Genomic DNA, 22,455 nt, shown 5'->3' on the forward strand with positions numbered 1-22,455 from the left:
ACTCGACGCCAAAAGGCCAGGTCAGGCGCTCGCAGGCGATCACGGACAGCGTGGCGGGGTCGGTGCCAAACTCCACGCGGTTCGACCCGGTCCGACCTCGTCGGCGGACGAGGACGCGGCTCGACGTCCCCGGAAACGCCAACGACCGGCCTCCACGGAGCGCGGAAGCCGGTCGGTTGACAGGTGAGGGGTTACGGAGAGTTACGCGGCGAGCGACATGAGACGCACGGGGCGGCCGGAAGCCGCGTCCGCGCATCCCTGGCAGACGCTGGGGGTCCACGTCAGGCCGGGCCCAAGGAGCGGTCCCGCACCTTTCTCGCCGCAGTGCCCACAGGTGTCGGTGATGGGCTCCTCCATCACGTCGTTCAGGGTGAGGCACTGCATGTCGGTGTTCATGGCCTCAAAGCCCAGGACGACGCTGTCGACCGTGTTCATCCATCCGTCGACGAGGACGACGGACTCGTAGTCCGCGACGTTGTACTGACGTCCCACGGCCACCCGGGCGAACATCCCCATGCGGTCCGCGACGTCGCTGGCGGCCATCGTCAGGTCGTCGAGCGCGTCCGGGGTGGAGGCGTCCCCTACGACGAGGACCACACCCGCCGCGTCCTGGCGGACGGCGTCGGAGACGCACGAGGCATGCGCGAACAACTGGATGCCGTCAAGCATGTCGACCGGGACCATGTAGCCCCGCTCGCCAGCACACACGGCGCAGGCCACGCCGTCACGCTGCGCGGGGGTGAGGGTGGCGACGTCGATGCGAGGGGAAAGGGTGTGTGCGAACATGTTGCAGCTCCTTCGGAGTCAAAGGGCCCGTCGTTCCGCCAAGACCTGCGGGCCCTTCGCCGTGCCGTTCCTTGTAGCCACAAAGCTAGACCCGTTTGTAGCCACAAAGCAAGCTCCGTGTGAAGAAGTTTTGTAGCTACAGGCTGAGGAGCTGTGCACAGTCGCCCTGTGGCCACGAGTTGGCTACGGTGGCGCTATGACTGAGCAGCCTGACACCGAGTACGACACCCCTCGTCGCGTCCGCATGCCTGACGACGAGTGGGAACCCTTCCTCGCGGCTACGAAGGCCATGAACCCCGACGGCCGGAGCCCTCGCGGGAAGGTGCTGCGCGAGTTCGTCCGCTGGTACATGCGGCGTCCCGGCGCCAAGTTGCCGGAGCGACCGCCGGCGGGGCCGTGGAGCGTCCCACCGGAGTGAGCGCGTACAGCAAAGCGGCCCCCGTCGTTACTGACGGGGGCCGCTTTGCTGCCTGCTAATCCACCTGATCGGCGGGATCGTCTGGCATCCACCTCAGGAGCACTCGGCCCGGGTCAAGCTTCTTGGACCCGCGCTTGCCGGGAAGGATGACGATCTCGTCGAATGCCGCCTGAAGCATGGACCGTTGATCGTCGACGATGGCCGCCTGAAAGACCTCTCCGCACGTCAGCCCAGTGTCGACGAGCGTCACAAGTTGTTCCGGGACCTCCGCCATAAGCTCGTCACGACGTGCCTGGAGCTCTTGGAGTCGAGCGAACCCTTCCGCGGTAGCCGTCGACGCCAGCTCCCTGGCTGCCTCTGCGATGTCCGACTCCACGAGAGCGAGCTCCCCCGCGTTGGACACGCGTACCTCTTCCCGGAAGTAGGGCAGTGGACCAGCCGCCCGCAGGTACACCCCCGACACATAGTCCTCGATCTGCGGCGCGGAGATGCTCACCGGCTGCGTGCAGACTCCCCCTTGCGCCCGGGTCTGGCACCGGTAGACCGGATTCGCCTGCCTGCGTGCCACCGTGAGGAAGCTGGGACACCCCGGGCAACTCAGGAACGTCGAGAGCAGCCGAGCCGGATGCCGGCCAGTTGTCTTGGGGCGGGTGGGGTCCGGCTTCAGTGCCAAGCGAAGTGCTTGCGACTGCTCGGGCGTGAGGATCGCCGGGTACGGCGTAGCGATCTCGCCTTCGTCGGTCCGCAGGAGGTCACCGTTAACCGTGATGCGTCCTAGCGCGGCGTCTCCGCAGAGCACCTTAGCCAGCGTGACCCGGCTCCATTCACGAGCGCGTCGCGGCTTCGTGCCTTCGTGGTTCAACACGCGACACACAAGGGTGAGGGGGTCCCCGCTCAGTACACGGTTTGCCGCTTCCTGAATGGCCTTCGCCTCCTCGGGTTCCACGTCGAGCGTCTTACCGGCGCCTTCGGGGTTGTCGACGACCCGGTACCCGAAGGGTGGAGCGCCGCCAGGCCACCGCCCCTTGCGTCGCAGGCGACGAACCGAAGAGCGTGTCCGGTCACGCATCCGTTCCCGCTCGCTCCTAGCCACCTCTGCTTGAAGCACGAACCGGAACCGGAAACCATCCCCGTCATTGCTATCGATTCCCCGGGCGTCCACAAGGCGTACCGGGCGATGGACCACGCGGCCTGTCAGAGGGTCCTTTCCCTCCACGACGTCCAGGAGTGACGCTGCCACGTTGAGACCCTCGCGGGTGAGGCGGTCCACGTGGGGCGTGAGCAGAACGTCCGTCCGTTCCTGACGGGCGTCGGAGATCCACGCTTGGAACTCTGCCCGGTCGCGGTAGCCGCCGGACAAGCCGTCATCGACGTGAAGCGCCACCTCGCGGAGTCCGAGCCTCACGCAGAGCTCTCGGAGTTCGGCGATCATTCCTTCCAGGCTGGCGTTCGTCTCATCTGCCCTTTGCGATAGCCGGACATACAGCGACGCGCGGTTACGTAGCATCGTTCTCCCCTCCTGTCCTGCGCCCATGGTGGCGCAGACATGCTTATGGGGACAACTTGGGGGCGTCGAAGGTGCGGGTGGTGACCGCGTCCGTGCCGAACAGGGCGATGTCGGCGGGAGCGGCGGGGGTGTCGCCCAGATTGTCCCAGCGCATGGACGCCTCCTCGATGGCTCTGGCTCGGCCCCGCTTCGACTCCGCGTCGGCCGTTCGACCAGAATAGAACAACTGTTCCCTTGATCGTCGCAACCCCGATTTCGCGCCCCGGAGCCCACGTGGTTCCCTAGGCCCACACCCCCGAGGAACCACGAGCTGGAGGAAGTCAATGGCGCAGGTCGAGGCCACGACGGAACGGATCATCGCCGCGGACGCGGAGACGGTGTTCGACGCGCTGGCCGACTACAGCGGCACGCGCGCGAAGGTGCTCCCGGAGCACTTCAGCGAGTACGAGGTGCGCGAGGGCGGCGACGGCGAGGGCACCCTCGTCCACTGGAAGCTCCAGGCCACCAGCAAGCGCGTCCGCGACTGCCTCCTGGAGGTCACCGAGCCCACCGACGGACAGCTCGTCGAGAAGGACCGCAACTCCTCCATGGTCACCACCTGGACCGTGACCCCCGCCGGCGAGGGCAGGTCCCGCGCCGTCGTCACCAGCGTCTGGGACGGCGCCGGCGGCGTCGGCGGGTTCTTCGAGCGGACCTTCGCGCCCAAGGGCCTCGGCCGCATCTACGACGCCCTTCTCGCCAAGCTGGCGGACGAGGTCGAGTCTCTCGCCAAGAAGTCCGACGACGCCGAGAAGTAACGCCCGGAGCGTTCACCGGTTCGAGTGGATCGCCCGCGCCCCCGTCACCCGCGTCCGCGCGCGACGGGGGCGCGGGCCTTCCTGTCAAACGTGCTGATGAGCGCCCCAAGTGCGCCGTAGCGCCGGGACGTTCACCGCCCCGGACGCCACGGGCGGCCCGTACCGCCCGACTTGCTCCCCCTTCGCGCCCAATGCGAAGAATGGCGCGGCGCAGACGCCGTGACGAGGGGAGCAGGTACGTGGGTGCGATCACGATGGCCGAGACCACCGAGGGTGCGGCGGGCACGGTAACCGCGGAGAGCGCCGACCACCTCCCCGCGAGCGGTCCGCCCGGGGGCCTCGCGCCGCCGCCCGAACCCGCGCCCGCCCCCCTCGACCCCCGCCGCGTCCGGCTCGTCTTCTGCGGCCTGATGCTCGCGCTGCTTCTCGCCGCCCTCGAGCAGATGATCGTGGCCACCGCCCTGCCGAAGATCGTCGGCGAGCTCCAGGGTCTCGACCGGATGTCCTGGGCGATCACCGCGTACCTGCTGACCTCCACCATCGGCCTGCCGATCTACGGAAAGCTCGGCGACCTCCTCGGCCGCAAGAGTGTCTTCCTCTTCGCCATCGTCGTCTTCGTCGTCGGCTCCGGCCTCGCGGGATGGTCCCGCAGCATGGACGAGCTCATCGCCTTCCGCGCGATCCAGGGCATCGGCGCCGGCGGCCTCATGATCGGTGTCCAGGCGATCATCGCCGACATCGTCCCCGCCCGGGAACGCGGCCGGTACATGGGCATGATCGGCGCCGCCTTCGGCCTCGCCTCCGTCGCCGGGCCCCTCCTCGGCGGCTTCTTCACCGACCACGTCTCCTGGCGCTGGTGCTTCTACTTCAACGTGCCGTTCGGGCTCCTCACCCTCGCCGTCGTCGCCGTCGTCCTCAAGCTCCCCAAACCCACACCGCGCGGGCGCTTCGACGTCCTCGGCGCCCTGCTCCTCGCCGCCGCCTCCACCTGTCTGGTGCTGCTGACCAGTTGGGGCGGCACCGAGTACGCCTGGGACTCCCGGGTCGTCCTCGCCCTCGCCTGCGGCGCCGCCGGAACCACCCTGCTCTTCCTGGTCGTCGAGCACCTCGCGCCCGAACCCCTCATCCCGCTCCGGCTCTTCCGCGACTCCGTCTTCACCGTCACCGCCCTCATCGGCGCCGTCGTCGGCGTCGCGCTCTTCGGCGCCGCCAGCTACCTCCCCAGTTTCCTGCAGATGGTCGAGGGCGCCAGCGCCACCGAGTCCGGGCTCCTGATGCTGCCCCTCATGGGCGGCATCGTCATCGCCTCCATCGCCTCCGGCCAGCTCATCAGCCGCACCGGCCACTACAAGATCTACCCGGTGGCAGGCGGCGCCGTCTCCGTCCTCGGCATGTGGCTGCTCTCCGGGATGGACGCCGACACCCCCCGTCTCCAGCACAGCCTCTGGCAGGCCGTGCTCGGCATCGGGATCGGCCTCGTCATGCCGGTCCTCATCCTCGCCGTGCAGAACTCCGTGCGCCCCGCCGACCTCGGCACCGCCACCAGCGCCCACAACTACTTCCGCCAGATCGGCGGCAGCGTCGGCGCCGCCGTCTTCGGCACCCTCTTCGCCTCCCGGCTCGACGACGCCCTCGGCGACCGGCTCGCCGGCGTCCTCTCCGGCGGCCCGACGTCCCTGCCCTCGGCCGAGTCGATCACGCCGCAGACGGTGCACTCCCTGCCGCCCGCCGTCCGCGACGCCTACATCCAGGCGTACGCGGACGCGATGCCGCGGATCTTCCTCTACCTCGTGCCGGTCCTCCTGCTCGGCCTCGTCCTCGCCTTCTTCCTCAAGGAGAAACCGCTGGTGTCCCACCACAGCCCCACCACCGAGGCCGCCGGGGCCGATCACCTCAGCGTCCAGGCCGTCCCGCACGCCCGGCACGTCACCCCCGCACCCGCCCCCGTCGCCCCGCCGCACTCCGGGCTCCCCGTCTGCGGCGCCGTCCAGCACCACGACGGCAGCCGGGTCCCCCGGGCCGCCCTCACCCTCATCGACGTCCAGGGCCGGCAGGTCGGCCGCGGTGCCAGTGGCGAGGACGGCCGGTACGCGCTGAGTGTCCCCGGCAGCGGCGCGTACGTCCTCATCGCGGCGGCCGGCGGACACCAGCCGCAGGCCGTGGCCGTCACCGTCGGCGACCGGCCGATCGAGCTCGATGTCGTCCTCGGCGGCGCCGGGCGGCTCGCGGGCAGCGTCGTCACCGCCGACGGGACACCCGTACGGGACGCGGCCGTCACCCTCACCGACGTACGCGGCGAGGTCGTCGCCTCCACCCGCAGCGGACGGGAGGGCGGATACGTCATCACCGAACTGGTCGCGGGCGAGTACACGCTCGCCGCCAGCGCCCCCGCCTTCCGGCCCGCCGCGCTCCCGGTGAGCGTCCAGGCCTCCCGCGAGACCCGCCAGGACATCGAACTGGCCGGCGGCGCCGTACTGCGCGGCACGGTACGGGGCGGCGGCGGGCGACCCGTCGAGGACGCCCGGGTCACCCTGCTCGACGCGGCGGGCAACGTCGTCGACACCCTCACCACCGGCGCCGACGGCACCTTCCGCTTCGTGGACCTGTCCTCGGGCGAGTACACGGTCATCGCCGCCGGCTACCCGCCCGTCGCGACCGTCCTCCAGATGGCCGGCGGAGGCCGCACCGAGCGCGACCTCCAGCTCGGCCACCAGGACTGACCCCCTCCGGGGCCGGTCAGGAGGCGGTCGTCGCCTTGCGCAGCGCGCTGATGCAGGTGCCGATCGCCTCCTGGAGGGCTTCCAGGCGCTGGAGCATGTCGGCCTCGTAGATGTCCTCCTCCATCACCTCGTCCAGGGTCAGCTCCTCGAAGACCTTCGTCGCCTTCTGCAGGCTGTTGTAGAACTTCGTCCGCCGCTCCTGCACACGCAGTGCCGGGTCCTCCTCGACCGCCTTGGCGACCAGGCCCTTGACCGTGTCGTAGGCCTCGCCGGCCCACTCGCCCGCCTCCTCCGAGTCGTCGAGCTCGTCGAGGAGGGACAGGTGCCGCTCCGCCTCGGCCCGCAGCCCGGCCGGCGCCTCCACCAGCTGCCCGGCGGGGGTCTTGATCCGGCCGTTCTCCACGATCTGCCGCACGTATCCGATGCGGTCGGCCGCCTTCGCCTCGCTCGCCACCGCCTTCTTCAGATCGTCGGTGCGCGCGATGGCGCGGGCCAGCTCGGTCTGCAGGGCCGGGTCCTCCTTCATCCGGTCGAGCAGCGCGCCGCGCGCGGCCTGGGCCGTCCCCGGGTCGGCGAGGATCGCGGCCCGCAGCGCCGTCGGGTTCTCGGCGACCTCCAGGGCCTTCGTCGGCCGGATGCCCTCCGCCTCGGCCGCCGCGCTGATCGCCTGCCCGCGCACGGAGGAGGCGCCGTTGCGGGAGGCGTAGTACGCGTGCCAGACGTCCGCGTCGGGCAGTTCGATGTCCTCCCCCGGGACGAGCACCTCGAACTGCGGGACCAGACCGTCGTCGGCCGCCATGTCCCAGGCCTTGTAGTGGCGCATGACCCGGTCGGGCGAGCACCCCGCGAGCTCCGCGAAGGCCTTCGCGGAAACCTTCCTCCGGGCCGTCCCCTCGGCGGGCTGGCCGCCGGGCCGGACGCTGCGGGCCACCTTGAGCGCGAAGGCCCAGCCACCCGTGCGCGCGTACACCCCGAAGTCCTGGGCGTCACGGACGACGACGGGGTCGAGGTCGACGGCGGAGGGCTCCTCGGGCCGGGGCCCGTCCTCCGCGCCGGAGGGCTCCTCCGGCGCGGGCGCGGGCTCAGCCGGGGGCTCCGGCTGCTGTACCCAGAACTCCTCCGAGGCGTCCGGCCGCGCCGCCGCGGAGGGCTCGGGACCGGCGGGGGCGGGGACGGTCGAGGAGGTGTCGGACGGGTCGAGGACGATGCTCACCGAGTGCACTCCGGAAGGTCGGGTAGGAGAACTGCGGCCGACAGCCTATACGCACCCCTTGACGTGTTTCGCCCGTTTCCAGGGGTCGGCTCCCCGGGGGCGTCCGGAACCGTGCGGGCGTCCCGTACCGCCGTCCCGGTGACTCCAGTGGTCCACTCCAACGGCGGTTATCCACAGGGGTGGTGGGGTCGCCGGGCGGCGCGTACGGTGCCAGACATGAAGATCCTCATCAGCGCCGACATGGAGGGCGCGACCGGTGTGACCTGGCCCGCCGACGTGCTCCCCGGCACGCCCCAGTGGGAGAGGTGCCGGGCGATGTTCACCTCCGACGTGAACGCCGCGGTGCTCGGCTTCCTCGACGGAGGCGCGGACGAGGTGCTCATCAACGAGGCGCACTGGTCCATGCGGAACCTGCTCCTGGAGCGGCTCGACGAGCGGGCCGAGATGCTGACCGGCCGGCACAAGTCGCTCTCGATGGTCGAGGGCGTGCAGCACGGCGACGTCGACGGCATCGCGTTCGTCGGCTACCACACGGGCGCCGGCGCCGAGGGCGTCCTCGCCCACACCTATCTCGCGAACTCCATCACGGGCGTCTGGCTCGACGGCGAGCGGGCGAGCGAGGGCCTGCTCAACGCCCGGGTGGTCGCGGAGTACGGAGTCCCCGTCGTCCTCGTCACCGGCGACGACCTCACCTGCGAGGACGCCCTCGGCTATGCGCCGGAGGCCCCGAAGGTCGCCGTCAAGGACCACGTCTCGCGGTACGCGGCGGTGTGCCGGACCCCGGCCAGGACCGCCGCCGACATCCGGTCGGCGGCGAAGGCCGGTGCCGCGCTCGCCGTCCGCCACGAACCCGTCCGGGGCGGCCCTCACACCGTGGAGCTGGAGTTCGACGCCGACCACCTCGGCGCCGCCGCCACGGTGGTTCCCGGCGTGGCGCGGAGCGGCGAGCGGCGCGTCGTGTACACCAGCGAGACGATGTACGAGGCGATTCGTACGTTCAAGGCGGTCACGACCATCGTCTCGGCCGCGGTGGAGGAGCAGTATGGCTGACGAGGCCCGGGGCCCGGACGCGACGGCGCTCGACGAGGTGGTCACCTTCACCTCCGAGCTCATCCGCATCGACACCACCAACCGGGGCGGCGGCGACTGCCGTGAGCGGCCCGCCGCCGAGTACGTCGCCGAGCGGCTCGCCGCCGCCGGGATCGAGCCCACCCTCCTGGAGCGGACCCCCGGCCGGACCAACGTGGTGGCCCGCATCCCCGGCACCGACCCCTCCGCCGATGCCCTCCTCGTCCACGGCCATCTGGACGTGGTGCCCGCCGACCCCGCCGAGTGGAGCGTCCACCCCTTCTCGGGGGAGGTCCGCGACGGGATCGTGTGGGGGCGCGGCGCCGTCGACATGAAGAACATGGACGCGATGGTCCTGGCCGTCGTCCGCTCCTGGGCCCGCCGGGGCGTCCGGCCCCGCCGCGACATCGTCCTCGCCTACACCGCGGACGAGGAGGCCAGCGCCGACGACGGCTCCGGCTTCCTCGCCGACCGGCACGCCGCGCTCTTCGACGGCTGTACGGAGGGGATCAGCGAGTCCGGGGCGTTCAGCTTCCACCCGCAGCCCGGCACCACCCTCTACCCGATCGCCGCGGGGGAGCGGGGCACCGCCTGGCTCAAGCTGACCGCCCACGGCCGCGCGGGCCACGGCTCCAAGGTGAACACGGCGAACGCCGTGACCCGCCTCGCGGACGCCGTCGCCCGGATCGGCTCGCACACCTGGCCGGTCCGCCTCACCTCGACCGTCCGCGCCGCCCTCACCGAACTCGCCGCGCTGTACGCCATCGACATCGACACCCGTGCGCCCGACGTCGACGTGGACCTGCTCCTCGACAAGCTCGGACCGGCCGCCGCCCTCGTCCAGCCGACCGTCCGCAACAGCACCAACCCGACGATGCTCGACGCCGGCTACAAGGTCAACGTCATCCCGGGCCAGGCCGTCGCGTACATCGACGGGCGGACGCTGCCGGGCACCGAGGAGGAGTTCGCCGCGACCATGGACCGGCTCACCGGCCCGGACGTCGCGTGGGAGTACCACCACCGCGAGGTCGCCCTGGAGGCACCGGTGGACTCGCCGACCTTCGCGAAGCTGCGGGCCGCCGTGGAGCGCTTCGACCCGACCGGGCACGTCGTGCCGTTCACCATGTCGGGCGGCACCGACGCCAAACAGTTCTCCCGGCTCGGCATCACCGGCTACGGCTTCTCGCCGCTCCGGCTGCCTCCGGACCTCGACTACGGTGCCCTCTTCCACGGCGTCGACGAGCGGGTCCCCGTGGACGCCCTGCACTTCGGTGTCCGGGTGCTCGACCACTATCTGAAGTCGGCGTAGGACCGTGACGGGTCCGCGTGACACCGCGACCGGGGGAGTTCCGATGACCACGACCACGGCGGCCTACGGCAGCTGGCCGTCACCCGTCGACGCGGCGCTCGCCGCCGCCCACGACGGGCGGCCCGAGTATCTGGGAGCCGTCGGCGACGAACTGTGGTGGACCGCGCCGCGCCCCGCCGAGGGCGGCAGGCGCGCCCTCGTCCGGCGGCGCGCCGACGGCGCCGAGGAGAGCGTGCTGCCCGCTCCGTGGAACGTCCGAAGCCGGGTCATCGAGTACGGCGGCCGTCCCTGGGCGGCGGCCGTACGCCCGGAGGACGGCCCGCTCACCGTGTTCTGCCACTTCCCGGACCAGCGGCTGTACGCGTACGAGCCCGACGCCGACGCCGCGCCCCGGCCCCTCACCCCCGTCTCCGGGACCGGCGGCGGACTGCGCTGGGTGGACCCGGTGATCCATCTGGACCGGAGTGAGGTGTGGTGCGTCCTTGAGGAGTTCACCGGGCCCGCGCCGACCGACGTACGCCGGGTGCTCGCCGCCGTCCCCCTGGACGGATCGGCCGCCGACGACCGCGCTGCGGTCCGCGAACTCTCCGACGGACGGCACCGGTTCGTGACCGGGCCCCGGCTCTCCCCGGACGGGCGACGGGTGGCCTGGATCGCCTGGGACCACCCCCGGATGCCCTGGGACGGCACCGAGGTCCAGCTCGCCGACGTCGCCCCCGACGGCACCTTCCGGGGCGCCAGGACCGTCGTCGGCGGCCCCGCGGAGTCCATCCCGCAGGTCGACTGGGACACGGAGGGACGCCTGCTCCTCGTCAGTGACCGCACCGGCTGGTGGAACCTCTACCGGGCCGACCTCGACCCCGTCGGCGACCTGACCGACCCCGTCGCGCTCTGCCCCCGAGCCGAGGAGTTCGGCGGACCGCTCTGGAAGATCGGACTGAACTGGTTCACCCCCCTGGAGGACGGGCTGATCGCCGTCGTCCACGGCAGGGGGAGCACCGCCCTCGGCATCCTCGACCCCGGGCGCGGCACCCTCGTCGACGCGGCGGGACCCTGGACCGAGTGGGCCTCGACGCTCACCGCGCACGGCACCCGGGTGGTCGGCGTCGCCGCCGGACCGCGCACCTCGTACGAGCTCGTCGAACTCGACACCCGCACCGGGCGCACCCGCGTCGTCGGCGCCGCCCACACGGACGTGGTCGATCCGGCGTACCATCCCGAGCCGCGCGTCCGCACCTTCACCGGCCCCGGCGGCCGGGAGATCCACGCGCAGATCCATCCGCCCCACCACCCGGGCCTCACCGGACCGGAGGGCGAGCGGCCGCCCTATGTCATCTGGGCGCACGGCGGGCCCACCGGACACGCACCGCTCGTCCTCGACCTGGAGATCACCTACTTCACCTCGCGGGGCATCGGGGTCGCCGAGGTCAACTACGGCGGCTCGACCGGCTACGGCCGGGAGTACCGCGAGCGGCTGCGCGAGCAGTGGGGCGTCGTCGACGTCGAGGACTGCGCCGCCGTCGCCGAGGCCCTCGCGGCCGAGGGGACCGCCGACCCTGCCCGCCTCGCCGTGCGCGGCGGCAGCGCGGGCGGGTGGACGACGGCCGCCTCCCTCGTCGCCACCGAGGTGTACGCCTGCGGCACGATCCTCTTCCCCATCCTCGATCTGCGGGGCTGGGCGACCGACGAGACCCACGACTTCGAGTCGCAGTACCTGTACGGCCTCATCGGCGCCCTCGACGAGGTGCCCGGCCGGTACAAGGAGCGCTCGCCGATCGAGCACGTCGACCGCGTCACGGCCCCCTTCCTGCTCCTCCAGGGCCTCGACGACGTCATCTGCCCGCCCGCGCAGGCCGAACGCTTCCTCGCGGCCATGGCCGGCCGGGGCGTCCCGCACGCCTACCTCGCCTTCGAGGGCGAGGGCCACGGCTTCCGCGGGGCCGACACGCTGGTGCGCGCGCTGGAGGCCGAACTCTCGCTGTACGCGCGAGTGTTCGGCTTTGATCGGCCGGACGTCCCGGGTCTGGAGTACCGCACATGACCGAACCCGCCGCCGAGGCCACCGCGGGGCCCGTCACCGGGCGCGCGGCCGGGGTTGCGGCCGGTGCTGCGGCCGCGGGCCGACCGCGTGTCAGCCCGCTCACCCGGCCCGACCGGCTCCGGCCCGGGGCGCGGGTCGCCGTCGTCGCGACCAGTGGTCCCGTCCCCGAGGACCGGCTCGGGGCGGGGCTCGACATCCTGCGCGGATGGGGCCTGGACCCCGTGGTCGCCCCGCACGTCCTGGACACCCATCCCGAGCTCGGGTACCTCGCGGGCGCCGACCGGGCGCGGGCCCGGGACCTGACGGAGGCCTGGTGCGACCCGTCGGTCTCCGCCGTCATCTGCGCGCGCGGTGGATACGGGGTGCAGCGGATGGTGGACCTCGTCGACTGGGGGGCGATCAGGGAGGCCGGGCCCAAGGTGTTCGTCGGCTACAGCGACGTCACCGCCCTGCACGAGGCCTTCGCCGTCCGGGCCGGGTACGCCACCCTGCACGGCCCGATGGTCGCCGCCGGCACCTTCCTCTCGGACCCGCGTACCCAGGAGTCGCTGCGGGCGACCCTGTTCGAGCCCGAATCGGTGCGGACGCTGGGCCTCGGGACGGCGAAGGCCCTGGTGCCGGGCCGGGCCCGGGGGGTGACGCTCGGCGGCTGCGTCAGCCTCATCGCCGCCGATCTGGGCACTCCGCACCACCGGCCCTCGGCACGTGGCGGGCTGCTGCTCCTGGAGGACGTGGGGGAGGAGTCGTACCGGCTCGACCGTGTCCTCACCCAGCTGCTGCGCTCCGGATGGCTCGACGGGGTCGCGGGCGTCTGCCTCGGCTCCTGGGTCGAGTGCGGCCCCTACGAGGAGGTGCGGGCGGTGCTCGCCGACCGGCTCGGCGTGCTGGGGGTGCCGGTCGTGGAGGAGATGGGGTTCGGGCACAGCGCGACGGCGCTGACCATGCCGCTGGGGGTGCCCGGGACGCTCGACGCGGAGCGGGGCACGCTCACCCTCGACGTACCGGCGCTGCGCTGAGCCGCGCGGCGCCGTACCGGATCGCGCCCGGGACGCTCGTACGGCGCCTGGTCCGGAGGTGGGGGAAGCCGGGCCCCACCCCCCCCACGGGCGACGGTCAGAGCGTCGCGTACCCCGGGCGGACCACCTCGTCGATCAGCCGCTGCCGTTCCGGCAGCGGCAGGAACGCGGCCTCCAGGGCGGCGACCGTGAACTCCTCGAAGACCTCGGGGCCGTACCCGAAGGCGTCCACCATGTGCTGGAACTCCTCGCTCATGGTGGTGCCGGAGACCAGCCGGTTGTCCGTGTTGAGCGTGATCCGGAAGCCGAGGCGACGCAGCTCGTCGATCGGGTGCGAGGCGTAGTCCTTCGCCGCGCCCGTCTGGAGGTTGGAGGTCGGGCAGACCTCCAGGGCGATGCGGTTGTCCCGGACGTACGAGGCCAGCCGGCCCAGGGTGCCGTCCTCCGCGATGTCGTCCGTGATCCGCACGCCGTGGCCGATCCGCTCACTGCCGCAGACCTGCACGGCCTCGTGGATCGACTCGGCGCCGACGGCCTCGCCCGCGTGGATCGTGAAGTGGCAGTTCTCCCGCTTCAGGTGCTGGAAGGCGGGGAGGTGGCGGGCCGGCGGGTTGCCGATCTCGCCGCCGGCGATGTCGAAGCCGGCGACGCCGTTGTCCCGGTGCGCGACGGTGAGACGCGCGATCTCCAGCGAACGGTCGGTGTGGCGCATGCCGGTGAGCAGCGTACGGACGGTGATCCGGCCGCCGGTCCTGCGCTCGCCCTCGCGGAAGCCGTCGTTGACCGCCTCGACGACCTCGTCGAGGGTCAGCCCGCCCTCCAGGTGCTGCTCGGGGGCGTAGCGGACCTCCGCGTAGACGACACCGTCCGCCGCAAGGTCCTCGGCGCACTCGGCCGCGATGCGCGTGAGCGCCTCACGGGTCTGCATCACCGCGCAGGTGTGGGCGAAGGTCTCCAGGTAGCGCTCCAGCGAACCGGAGTCGGCGGCGTCCCGGAACCAGACCGCGAGCGCGGCCGGGTCCTCGGTCGGCAGCGCGGTGTAGCCGCACTCCCGCGCCAGCTCGACGATGGTCGCGGGGCGCAGCCCACCGTCGAGATGGTCGTGGAGGACGGCCTTGGGGGCCCGGCGGATCCACTCGGAGACGGTGGCGGCGGCAGGCGTGGCGAGGTTGTCAGACAAGTGCATGGCGGGGAAGTGTACGCGACGGGGGAGGCGCGCGCAGTGACGGGCCTGACGGGGGCCCAGCCGACGCGGCCGGCGGTGCTGTGACGGCCCGGGGCAGGGGTGCCGCCGGGGCCCGGCCGGTGGCGCTGTGACGGCCCGGCGCGGGGTGCCGTCGTGGCCTGACCAACGGTGCCGACGGGCCTGACGAGGCGCCCTAGTGGGACTGGAGTACCGGCAGGGCCGGAACGCCCGTCGGCAGCATGTGCTTGGCCGCGAGGACCGGGACCTCGCCCACCCGGACCACCTGGGTGACAAGGACGGCGGGGGTGTCCGCGGGGCGGCCCAGCTGCTCCCCCCGCCGCCGCCCGAGCAGCGTCGCCGTGATCCCGCTGTGCGCGCTCAGGGCCGTGTCGCGCGAGGCCCCGATGAGCACCGACAGCATGGAGACGGCCGGTCCGCGCCCGGCGCCTCGCGGGTCCGTCGCCCGCAGCGCCCGCGCGAACTCCGGGTGCACCCGGTCGAGCAGGCCGTCGGCCGTCGCCCACTCGTGGCTCAGCGCCGCCGCCGTACCCTCTCCGGTCAGCACGGACTCCCAGAACCGCAGTTCGGCGCGGGCAGGAGCCAGCAGGTGCTGGGTCGTGAAGTCGGTCGGCTCCTCGACCGTCCGCAGCAGCGCCCGCACCCGCAGCGGCGTTCCCGCACCGATCAGCTCCTCCAGCGGCTGGACGTGCTCGAAGCCGCGCCGGGGCGGGCGGTCGTTGACCGTACGCCCCACCCCGCGACGCACGGTCAGCAGACCGTCCTCCTGGAGCAGCAGCAGGGCCTCGCGCAGGGCGGGCCGGCTCACTCCCAGCTCGGTGGCGAGCTTGGGTTCGGAGGGGAGCGTCGACCCCGGCGGATAGGTGCCGTCGTGCACGGCGTCCGCGATCCGCTCGTAGAGCGCGACGACCGGTCGCCGTCGCTGTCCGCTGACCGCCACGGCCGCTCCTCGTCTCGTTCCCGCCGGTGTCCGGCACCACCGTAGTCGGCCCGCGTTGTCTGACAAGTCATCCGTACGGCGCTCCACACCGCCACGGTGACGCCGCGCTCACCCCATTCTGGTCCCACGGCGGTGGCCGCGTACGACCGACGGCACACGACGGAGGAGAGGGCCGGGCATGAGTCCGAAGAAGACGTCACGGGAGCACGGGGCGGGGGCGGGTCCCGACTCAACGAAGCCCTCACGCCGGGCCGGATCGCGATGCTCGCGCTCGCGGTCATCACCCTGGTCCTCATCTTCCGGAACACCGGCCAGGTCAGGATCAGGCTCCTGACCCCCGTGGTGACCATGCCGTTCTACCTGGCGCTCCTCGCGACCACCCTCATCGGCGTCGCCTGCGGCTTCTCCTTCGCGGCCCGGAGACGGACGTGAGGCGGCCGCCGTCGTGGGCGCGGGGGCGGTCCTCGCGTTCGCCGCACTCGCGGTGACCTCGACCCAGGAGACGGCGACGGCGAGGGCGGACGCCGACCCCCGGGGCCGTCCGATGCCGGACTTCCTCGGTCAGGGGCTCCGACGTGTCCTCACCCGGCTGGACCGTCGAGCGCGGCTCGACGTCCACGACGTGAGCGGCCGCGACCGGCGCGTCCTCCGGCCGCCGAGGTGGCAGGTCTGCGCGCAGTACCCGGCCGCGGGCGCGGGCCTCGACGACCGCCGGGCCATCGTCATGATCGGAGTCGTACGGAAGGGTGAGACCTGCCCGCTCCGGGTTCGGACGGCCCGCCGCTGAGTACCGTGAACGGAGCGGGACGTCCCCACACCGACGTACGAGGCAGACGTCAGGCTCGGCGCTTGTAGTTGATCTTCATCGTGTCGACGTCGGTCACCGTCGAGCGCAGCGCCCCGTGCCCGTGGCCGAGTTCCCTGAGCGCCGTCTCCACCCGGTCCTCGGCGAGCGCGCCCGCCATCTCGTCGCCGTCCTCGGCGTCGGAGACGACGGCAAGGCGGTACGAGAAGTGCTTCAGCGTCCGGTCGTAGGACAGCGAGCCCTGCTCCGTGAACTGCATCGCCGTCAGCCCGTGCGCGTCCACCTCGGCGAGCAGCCGGGACCGGCTCTCCTCCGACAGGCCGTCGAACGTGCCGCGCACGATCACCCGGTAGGTGTGCTGCGTGCCCATTCCTCGTACTCCCCGCACCGTGGTCCCCCGGCCGCCGATCAGCCCGCCGACCGTCCACCCTACGGCGGGGGCCGCGGCGCCGCCGGGAATATCCGGCGGTGCGGGCGGAGCCCGCCCCGGGGAACGTCAGGGCGCCCCGGCGCGTGTTCCATGCGGCGATGACGACCGTACGGCGTGCCGTACTGACGCTGCCCGCGTCCCCGTTGGGCCCGGACAACCCTCTCCCCGCGCTGCGGGCCCCGCGCCGAGATCCTGGGCGAGGTCTGGCCGCCTGGCCGACGAACCCCTGCCGTACGCCTACGAGTTCCGGACGCGACCGAGCTGGGGGAGGGGCGGGGCGGGGGACCGGTCGCTACTTTGGCGGGGAGACGGCGACGGGACGGGGGGTCCGGAGATGGCGGCGTGGGCGACACAGGAGTGCCGGTGCGGACATCCGCGCTTCCGTCATGGCGAGCCCCGGTTCTCGGGCGTCTGCGGAGCCTGCCTCTGCGGCGCCTTCGCGATGCCGCCCGCGCCGGTCGTCCACGAGCCGCCCTCGACACCCGACCCGGATCCGACGCCCCACCCGAGCTGCCCCGATCAGAACCCGGACTGCCTGGGCGTACACCACTTCTACTGAGCAGGCCCGCGACGGCGGCTGAGCCCCTGGCAGGGACTCAGGACACCCCGCCCCACGCGGGGCACCCGTCAGGACACTCCGGCCGCTCCACGCGGGGCAACCGTCACGACACCCGGCACAGGATCTCGCCGTGCGGGACCATGAACCAGGCGTCGTCCCGCGTGCCCCACTCCCGCCAGGCCTCCGCGATCGACGCCAGCTCGGCGGTGGTCGCGTGGCCGCCGGACACGGCCAGGTCCGCGTAACCGGAGTCGGTCGTACGGTCCGCCCACAGGCCGCTCCACCAGGCCCGCTCGTCGGGGGTGGCGAAGCACCAGGTGGCGGCCGTCGTGGCGATCTCGGTGAAGCCGGCTTCCCGGGCCCAGGAGAACAGGCGCCGTCCCGCGTCGGGTTCGCCCCCGTTGGCGCGGGCGACGCGGTGGTACAGATCCAGCCAGCCGTCGAGCGCGGGCCGTTCGGGGAACCAGGCGAAGGCCCCGTAGTCGCTGTCGCGGGCCGCGACGACACCGCCGGGGCGGCACACCCGGCGCATCTCGCGCAGCGCCCGTACGGGGTCGCCGACGTGCTGGAGCACCTGATGGGCGTGGACGACGTCGAAGGAGTCGTCGGGGAAGTCCAGGGCGTGCACGTCGGCGACGGCGAACTCGAGATTGTCCAGAGCGCGTTCGGCGGCCACGGCGCGGGCCTTCGCCAGGACGTCCTCGGCCGAGTCGACCCCGGTCACCCGGCCGGGTGCGACCAGGGCGGCCAGGTCGGCGGTGATGGTGCCGGGCCCGCAGCCCACGTCCAGGATGTCCAGGCCGGCGCGCAGCTCCGGCAGCAGATAGGCCGCCGAGTTGGCGGCGGTCCGCCAGCTGTGCGAGCGCAGGACCGACTCGTGGTGACCGTGGGTGTAGACGGCGGTCTCGTGGGCCCCGTCGGGGGTGGACGGTGCGGAGGCGTGCGTCATGGAAGCGACTCCCTCGGTGGCGGGTGCGTGCTCCCACCGTACGCACGCGTGCCGAATGATGAGACCCGCGTCTTGTGATGTGGACTTCTCCTCCTCGGGCGACCCGTACCGCGACCGTACGACTCTGCTGCGGGGCAGCCCGTACCGCGACCGTCGTCCGGTCCTCAGGCCAGACCTGACGAACCCTCTGTGACAGCACCGTGAACAGACCGCCCGAACCGCCCCCGCGCACCTACTATCGGCGCGCCGCCGCCCGGTGGTTCGCCGCTGCCACGTGCCGAGGAGTCCCGTGCCGAACTCACCCGCGCCCGCCCGCCGCTCCCTCCTGAAGCTGCTCGCGGCGGGGCCCGCCGCCTCCGCCGTCGCCGGGCTCGCCACCGCCGCCCCCGCGTACGCCGCCACCGGCGCCCTCGCCGTGCCCGGGATCGTCAAGGCCCTGCCGCCCGAGCACTTCACCGTCCGGGGCACCAACGCGGAGGCGCGGTTCGACGGCTTCGCCGACACCGGGCTCCTCACGCCCGCCGACCGCTTCTTCGTCCGCAACCACACGTCCACCCCCGTCCTCGACGCCGCCGACTGGCACCTGACGCTCTGGGGCGACGGACTCCACGGCCGCACCCCGGTCCACCTCACCTACGGGCAGCTCCGTGACCTGCCCTGCGTCACCCGTACGGCCCTGATCGAGTGCGCCGGAAACGGCCGGAGCCTCTACACGAGCCAGCAGGGTGAGCCGGTCACCGGCACCGCCTGGACCCTCGGCGCCGTCGGAGCCGCCCGCTGGCGCGGCGCCCGCCTCTCCGACGTGCTCCGGCGCGCCGGGATCGCCCGCGACGCCGTCGACCTCCTGCCGCGCGGCCTCGACGACCCGTACGTCTCCGGCGGCGTCGACCACGGCCGGGTCCGCCGCCCGCTGCCGGTCGCGAAGGCCTTCGACGACGTGATCCTCGCGTACGAGATGAACGGCGAGCCCCTCCCGTACGACCACGGCTTCCCCGTCCGGCTCGTCGTCCCGTCCTGGGTCGGCATCGCCTCGATCAAGTGGCTCGGTGACATCGAGGTGTCCACCCGCCCGCTGGCATCGCCCTGGTCCACCGACTGGTACCGGCTCTTCGGCACCGCCCACCCGGAAGGAGGCAGCACCCCGATCAGCAGCCAGACCCTCAAGTCCGGCTACCAACTGCCCTTCGGCGCCACCCTGGAGGCGGGCCGCGTCCATCGGCTCACCGGCCGCGCCTGGTCCGCCCTCGCGCCCGTCCGCACGGTGGAGGTGTCCACCGACGGCGGCGCCCGCTGGCGCCCCGCCCGGCTCCTCGACGCCCCCCGGCGCAACGGCTGGGTCCGCTGGACCGCGCCGTGGAACCCGCACCGCACCGGGCCGGTCACCCTCCTCTCCCGCACCACCGACACCGCCGGAAACACCCAGCCCGAACGGGCCGTCCACAACACCCAGGGCTATCTCTTCGACGCGGTCGTACGGCACCCCGTGACCGTCGTCTGAGCCCGCCCGACCCCGCCCCGCCCCGCCCGACCCCATCCGGTCCGCTCGGCCCCGTCCCTCGCCGTCGCCGCACCGGCACCCCCCACGCCGTCGCATGAAGTGACGTCTGGGGCGGCGGGAACGCCCGAAACTTCGTATAAAGGGCACGGGGTGCCGTATCGGCGCCCCCGTCCGCTCAGGAGGTACGGGACATGCGGCAGACCGCTCCGGACGGCCGTGGCCCGGTGCGCTACGGCCCCTCCGTCCCCGACACCGGCCTGCCCGTCCTGCCGGGACTCGCCGCACTCCTCGCCGCGGCCGCAGAGCGAACCGCCCCCGAGCCGCCAGGGGGCGGCCCCGTCCTGCGGGAGGCGGCCTCCGGCTACTGGTGGCGCCGGGGGCTGCGCACCCATCCCGAGGACGTCGTGGCGGGCCCCGGCGCCCCCGCCCTCCTCCTCGCCCTGATCGCCGCCCACGGCGGCGACCTCCTGATGCCCCGGCCCTGCCCCGCCCGCTGGACCCCGCAGGCCCGGCTCCTCGGCCACCCGGCCTACCACGTGCCGACCCCCGCCGAGTGCGGCGGCGTCCCCGACCCGTACGCCCTCCTGGAGACGGTCCGGCGGGTCCGCGCCGAGGGCGGCACCCCCCGCCTCCTGCTGCTCTCCGTCGCCGACGATCCCACCGGCACCGTCGCCCCGCCCGAACTCGTCCGCGAGGCCTGCGAGGCCGCCGTCGCCGAGGACCTCCACGTCATCAGCGACGAGACCTGGCGCGACACCCTCCACCAGCCCCACGACACCGTCTTCCTCAGCCCGGCCGAGATGTGCCCGGACGACGTGACCGTCGTCAGCGACCTCGGCGGCGCGCTCACCCCGGCCGCCTGGCCCTGCGCCGTCGCCCGCTTCCCGCCCACCGACCCGTCCCGCGCCGACCGCTGGACCGACCGCAGGGCCCGCGTCCTCGACGTCCTCACCGCCCTCGGCGCCGTCGTCCCCGGACCCGTCGCCCCCGCCGCCGCCCACGCCCTCGACGAACCCGAGGACGTGACCGTACGGGCCCGCCTCGCCGCCACCGTCCACGGCCGCCTCGCCGGGGCCGCGCACCACGCCGTCCTCGCCGCCGGCGCCCTCGCCCGGCCACCTGCGGCCGGCCGCCACCTCTACGCCGACCTCGGGCCGCTCCGGGCCGGCCTCGCCGCGCGGGGCGTCACCGACTCCCTGGAGTTGGAGAGCCACCTCACCGAGCGGCTCGGAGTCCCGGTGAGCGGTGGTCACCGCTTCGGTGACGAACTCGGCGCGCTGCGCGTCCGGATCGACACGGGCATGTTCCTGGGGACCACGGGGGAGGAGAGGGCCGAGACGCTGCGGTTCCGGAACCCCCTGGACCTCCCCCATGTGACCCGCGGCCTCACGGAGTTCGGGGGAGCCCTGGAGGAACTCCGATGACAGAGCCCGCAGAGCCCCTACGAGCCGCACGACCCGCGCAGATCGGAGTCCGCAGATGACCGAACGGACGGCACCGCCCGCGCACGCCGTACAGCCCCCGGCCACGGTTCCCGTCACCGTGCCCGGCGCCGAGCCCGCCCCCGCGTCCGTCCTCCAGCCCGTCGGGCGACTGCGGTCGGACTGGCCGCGCACCTTCGCCGACCGGCTCACGGCGCCCCTTCCCGGCATCCGAGCCCTGGCCAGGTTCGCCCGCGAGGGATCCGTACGCCCCCGTCCCGAGGGCCTCCGTGACGTCCCCCTGCTGCCCTTCGAGCCGAGCCCGCTCCCGCCCGCCGGGCCGGACACCTTCGCCGTCACCTGGGCGGGGCACGCCAGTTGGGTGCTGCGGCTCGGCGGGCTCACCGTGCTCACCGACCCGGTCTGGTCCCGCCGCATCTTCGGCACCCCGGCCCGTCTCACCCCGGTCGGCGTCCCCTGGGCGGACCTCCCGCCCGTCGACGCCGTCGTCATCAGCCACAACCACTTCGATCACCTCGACGCCCCCACCCTGAAACGGCTGCCCCGGCACACCCCCGTCTTCGTCCCGGCGGGCCTGGGCCGCTGGTTCACCCGCCGCGGGTTCAGCCGGGTCACCGAACTCGACTGGTGGGAGGCGGCCGAAGTCGACGGCGTGCGCTTCGACTTCGTCCCCGCCCACCACTGGTCCAAGCGCACCCTCCTGGACACCTGCCGCTCCCTGTGGGGAGGCTGGGTGATGACCGACCGGGCCGGGCAACGGGTCTACTTCGCGGGGGACACCGGGTACGGCCACTGGTTCGCCGAGATCGGCCGCCGGTACCCCGGCATCGACCTGGCGCTGCTCCCGATCGGCGCCTACGACCCCCGCTGGTGGCTCAGTGACGTCCACACCGACCCGGAGGAGGCGGTCCGCGCCCACCAGGACCTGGGGGCACGGCGGATGGCGCCCATGCACTGGGCCACCTTCGTCCTCTCCTCCGAGCCGGTCCTCGAACCCCTCGTCCGGGTCAGGACCGCCTGGGAGAAGGCCGGGCTGCCCCGCGAGGACCTCTGGGACCTGCCGGTCGGCGGCTCACGGGTGCTCGCTCCCTGACGGAGCGGCCGCGCGGGGCGCCCCCCGGACCCGCCGCCACAGGCCGGGGACCGCGCTGACCAGCACCGTCAGGAGCACCGCCGCGAGGACCCCCTGCCACGGTTCCGGGAAGAGGAAGCCGCCCAGGATCCCGATCAGCTGGTACGTGGCCGCCCACGCCAGGCAGGCCGCGACGTCCCCCCGGACGAAGCGCCGCAGCGGCATCTCGGAGAGCAGACACGCCAGCATCACCGGGATCCGCCCCGCCGGCACGAGCCGGGACAGCACGAGCACCGACACCTGATGGGTGTCGAGTTGCTCCTGCGCGTGGGCGAGCCGGTCCGGGGTCGCCCGCCGCCGCAGCGCGGCGAGCCACCGCGAGCCGTTGCGGGAGCGGCTCCCGCGCTGCCCGAGCCAGTAGAGGGCGGTGTCGCCGAGACACGCGGCGGACGCCGCCACCAGGAAGACGAAGAGCAGCGCGAGCGGCGAGGTTTGGTGGAAGGCGACCACCGCCGCGGAGCTGACGATCGCGCCCGTCGGCACGATCGGCACGAGCGCGCCGAGCGCCACGAGCAGGAACAGCGAGGGATAGCCGACCGCCTGCTGGGTCGACTCCGGCGGGAGCTCCCGCACCACGTCGACGATCCGGGTGAACCCGTCGCTCACCGCGCGACCTCCGAC

The 22,455-nt window shown here is 73.2% G+C and carries 20 protein-coding genes; 12 read left to right on the forward strand and 8 right to left on the reverse strand.

What is annotated here, in order from left to right:
- Positions 1-201: 201 nt before the first annotated feature.
- A complete protein-coding gene (locus tag ABZ567_RS11025) occupies positions 202-786 on the reverse strand; it encodes a hypothetical protein (protein WP_360786869.1) in 585 nt (194 codons plus the stop codon).
- A 196-nt stretch (positions 787-982) separates the two neighbouring features.
- On the opposite strand from ABZ567_RS11025, the gene ABZ567_RS11030 reads away from it, so the two are divergent.
- Positions 983-1,204 (forward strand): hypothetical protein, encoded by a 222-nt coding sequence (locus ABZ567_RS11030; RefSeq protein ID WP_360786872.1) that lies wholly within the window; start codon positions 983-985, stop codon positions 1,202-1,204.
- A 55-nt stretch (positions 1,205-1,259) separates the two neighbouring features.
- Here the strand turns inward: ABZ567_RS11030 and ABZ567_RS11035 are convergent, their stop codons facing one another.
- Entirely contained in the window at positions 1,260-2,738 is a 1,479-nt protein-coding gene (locus ABZ567_RS11035) for a recombinase family protein (protein ID WP_360786875.1), read from the reverse strand.
- Between the two features lie 296 nt (positions 2,739-3,034).
- Between ABZ567_RS11035 and ABZ567_RS11040 the strand changes: the two genes are divergently transcribed.
- Both ABZ567_RS11040 and ABZ567_RS11045 read left to right on the forward strand, forming a co-directional pair.
- Positions 3,035-3,508 (forward strand): SRPBCC family protein, encoded by a 474-nt coding sequence (locus ABZ567_RS11040; protein WP_360786878.1) that lies wholly within the window; start codon positions 3,035-3,037, stop codon positions 3,506-3,508.
- Between the two features lie 239 nt (positions 3,509-3,747).
- On the forward strand, positions 3,748-6,228 hold the full coding sequence (locus tag ABZ567_RS11045) for a DHA2 family efflux MFS transporter permease subunit (RefSeq protein WP_360786880.1): 2,481 nt from the start codon (positions 3,748-3,750) through the stop codon (positions 6,226-6,228).
- A gap of 16 nt (positions 6,229-6,244) precedes the next feature.
- Here ABZ567_RS11045 and ABZ567_RS11050 read toward each other — a convergent pair whose 3' ends face one another.
- Positions 6,245-7,441: a hypothetical protein gene (locus ABZ567_RS11050; RefSeq protein ID WP_360786883.1), complete on the reverse strand. Its 1,197-nt coding sequence runs from the start codon at positions 7,439-7,441 to the stop codon at positions 6,245-6,247.
- Positions 7,442-7,657: 216 nt separating this feature from the next.
- Between ABZ567_RS11050 and ABZ567_RS11055 the strand changes: the two genes are divergently transcribed.
- Genes ABZ567_RS11055 through ABZ567_RS11070 form a run of 4 tightly spaced genes read left to right on the forward strand, consistent with a single transcriptional unit; the run spans position 7,658 to position 12,875 of the window.
- On the forward strand, positions 7,658-8,491 hold the full coding sequence (locus ABZ567_RS11055; protein WP_360786886.1) for a M55 family metallopeptidase: 834 nt from the start codon (positions 7,658-7,660) through the stop codon (positions 8,489-8,491).
- Positions 8,484-9,818 carry a M20/M25/M40 family metallo-hydrolase gene (locus ABZ567_RS11060; protein WP_360786888.1) on the forward strand — a complete coding sequence of 445 codons (1,335 nt, stop codon included), beginning with the start codon at positions 8,484-8,486 and terminating at the stop codon, positions 9,816-9,818. The genes ABZ567_RS11055 and ABZ567_RS11060 overlap by 8 nt, the downstream gene beginning before the upstream one ends.
- A 43-nt stretch (positions 9,819-9,861) precedes the next feature.
- Positions 9,862-11,859 carry a prolyl oligopeptidase family serine peptidase gene (locus tag ABZ567_RS11065; protein ID WP_360786891.1) on the forward strand — a complete coding sequence of 666 codons (1,998 nt, stop codon included), beginning with the start codon at positions 9,862-9,864 and terminating at the stop codon, positions 11,857-11,859.
- Complete coding sequence (locus ABZ567_RS11070) at positions 11,856-12,875, forward strand: LD-carboxypeptidase (RefSeq protein ID WP_360786894.1); 1,020 nt, start codon at positions 11,856-11,858, stop codon at positions 12,873-12,875. The genes ABZ567_RS11065 and ABZ567_RS11070 overlap by 4 nt, the downstream gene beginning before the upstream one ends.
- A 97-nt stretch (positions 12,876-12,972) precedes the next feature.
- Here ABZ567_RS11070 and ABZ567_RS11075 read toward each other — a convergent pair whose 3' ends face one another.
- Together ABZ567_RS11075 and ABZ567_RS11080 are read right to left on the reverse strand one after the other, a co-directional pair.
- A complete protein-coding gene (locus tag ABZ567_RS11075; RefSeq protein WP_360786897.1) occupies positions 12,973-14,061 on the reverse strand; it encodes an adenosine deaminase in 1,089 nt (362 codons plus the stop codon).
- A 193-nt stretch (positions 14,062-14,254) separates the two neighbouring features.
- The gene (locus tag ABZ567_RS11080) at positions 14,255-15,019 is read right to left on the reverse strand and encodes a GntR family transcriptional regulator (RefSeq protein WP_360786900.1); all 765 of its coding nucleotides are present in this window, start codon (positions 15,017-15,019) and stop codon (positions 14,255-14,257) included.
- A 132-nt stretch (positions 15,020-15,151) separates the two neighbouring features.
- Between ABZ567_RS11080 and ABZ567_RS11085 the strand changes: the two genes are divergently transcribed.
- Positions 15,152-15,451 carry a LapA family protein gene (locus ABZ567_RS11085; protein WP_360786903.1) on the forward strand — a complete coding sequence of 100 codons (300 nt, stop codon included), beginning with the start codon at positions 15,152-15,154 and terminating at the stop codon, positions 15,449-15,451.
- A 13-nt stretch (positions 15,452-15,464) separates the two neighbouring features.
- The gene (locus ABZ567_RS11090) at positions 15,465-15,806 is read left to right on the forward strand and encodes a hypothetical protein (RefSeq protein WP_360786905.1); all 342 of its coding nucleotides are present in this window, start codon (positions 15,465-15,467) and stop codon (positions 15,804-15,806) included.
- A 49-nt stretch (positions 15,807-15,855) separates the two neighbouring features.
- Here ABZ567_RS11090 and ABZ567_RS11095 read toward each other — a convergent pair whose 3' ends face one another.
- Together ABZ567_RS11095 and ABZ567_RS11100 are read right to left on the reverse strand one after the other, a co-directional pair.
- Positions 15,856-16,194 carry a DUF6204 family protein gene (locus ABZ567_RS11095; RefSeq protein ID WP_360786908.1) on the reverse strand — a complete coding sequence of 113 codons (339 nt, stop codon included), beginning with the start codon at positions 16,192-16,194 and terminating at the stop codon, positions 15,856-15,858.
- 722 nt (positions 16,195-16,916) lie between these two features.
- Positions 16,917-17,762 carry a methyltransferase domain-containing protein gene (locus tag ABZ567_RS11100; protein WP_360786910.1) on the reverse strand — a complete coding sequence of 282 codons (846 nt, stop codon included), beginning with the start codon at positions 17,760-17,762 and terminating at the stop codon, positions 16,917-16,919.
- 289 nt (positions 17,763-18,051) lie between these two features.
- Between ABZ567_RS11100 and ABZ567_RS11105 the strand changes: the two genes are divergently transcribed.
- The 3 genes from ABZ567_RS11105 (at position 18,052) to ABZ567_RS11115 (ending at position 21,795) form a co-directional block, all read left to right on the forward strand.
- Complete coding sequence (locus tag ABZ567_RS11105; RefSeq protein ID WP_360786913.1) at positions 18,052-19,260, forward strand: sulfite oxidase; 1,209 nt, start codon at positions 18,052-18,054, stop codon at positions 19,258-19,260.
- 191 nt (positions 19,261-19,451) lie between these two features.
- Complete coding sequence (locus ABZ567_RS11110) at positions 19,452-20,684, forward strand: aminotransferase class I/II-fold pyridoxal phosphate-dependent enzyme (RefSeq protein WP_360786916.1); 1,233 nt, start codon at positions 19,452-19,454, stop codon at positions 20,682-20,684.
- 55 nt (positions 20,685-20,739) lie between these two features.
- Complete coding sequence (locus ABZ567_RS11115) at positions 20,740-21,795, forward strand: MBL fold metallo-hydrolase (RefSeq protein ID WP_360786918.1); 1,056 nt, start codon at positions 20,740-20,742, stop codon at positions 21,793-21,795.
- Here the strand turns inward: ABZ567_RS11115 and ABZ567_RS11120 are convergent.
- Positions 21,775-22,440, reverse strand: coding sequence for a VTT domain-containing protein (locus ABZ567_RS11120; RefSeq protein WP_360786921.1), 666 nt, complete (start codon positions 22,438-22,440; stop codon positions 21,775-21,777). The two genes, ABZ567_RS11115 and ABZ567_RS11120, sit on opposite strands and share 21 nt — an antisense overlap.
- Positions 22,441-22,455 lie beyond the last annotated feature (15 nt).

Origin of the sequence: Streptomyces sp. NPDC016459 (assembly GCF_040632845.1) — a bacterium.
GTDB lineage: Bacteria > Actinomycetota > Actinomycetes > Streptomycetales > Streptomycetaceae > Streptomyces.

Coding starts and splice junctions, on each gene's coding strand:
- ABZ567_RS11025 (WP_360786869.1), bottom strand. CDS start 786: ATGTTCGCACACACCCTTTCCCCTCGCATCGACGTCGCCACCCTCACC.
- ABZ567_RS11035 (WP_360786875.1), bottom strand. CDS start 2,738: ATGGGCGCAGGACAGGAGGGGAGAACGATGCTACGTAACCGCGCGTCG.
- ABZ567_RS11115 (WP_360786918.1), top strand. CDS start 20,740: ATGACCGAACGGACGGCACCGCCCGCGCACGCCGTACAGCCCCCGGCC.
- ABZ567_RS11040 (WP_360786878.1), top strand. CDS start 3,035: ATGGCGCAGGTCGAGGCCACGACGGAACGGATCATCGCCGCGGACGCG.
- ABZ567_RS11060 (WP_360786888.1), top strand. CDS start 8,484: ATGGCTGACGAGGCCCGGGGCCCGGACGCGACGGCGCTCGACGAGGTG.
- ABZ567_RS11075 (WP_360786897.1), bottom strand. CDS start 14,061: ATGCACTTGTCTGACAACCTCGCCACGCCTGCCGCCGCCACCGTCTCC.
- ABZ567_RS11095 (WP_360786908.1), bottom strand. CDS start 16,194: ATGGGCACGCAGCACACCTACCGGGTGATCGTGCGCGGCACGTTCGAC.
- ABZ567_RS11065 (WP_360786891.1), top strand. CDS start 9,862: ATGACCACGACCACGGCGGCCTACGGCAGCTGGCCGTCACCCGTCGAC.
- ABZ567_RS11070 (WP_360786894.1), top strand. CDS start 11,856: ATGACCGAACCCGCCGCCGAGGCCACCGCGGGGCCCGTCACCGGGCGC.
- ABZ567_RS11110 (WP_360786916.1), top strand. CDS start 19,452: ATGCGGCAGACCGCTCCGGACGGCCGTGGCCCGGTGCGCTACGGCCCC.
- ABZ567_RS11030 (WP_360786872.1), top strand. CDS start 983: ATGACTGAGCAGCCTGACACCGAGTACGACACCCCTCGTCGCGTCCGC.
- ABZ567_RS11100 (WP_360786910.1), bottom strand. CDS start 17,762: ATGACGCACGCCTCCGCACCGTCCACCCCCGACGGGGCCCACGAGACC.
- ABZ567_RS11055 (WP_360786886.1), top strand. CDS start 7,658: ATGAAGATCCTCATCAGCGCCGACATGGAGGGCGCGACCGGTGTGACC.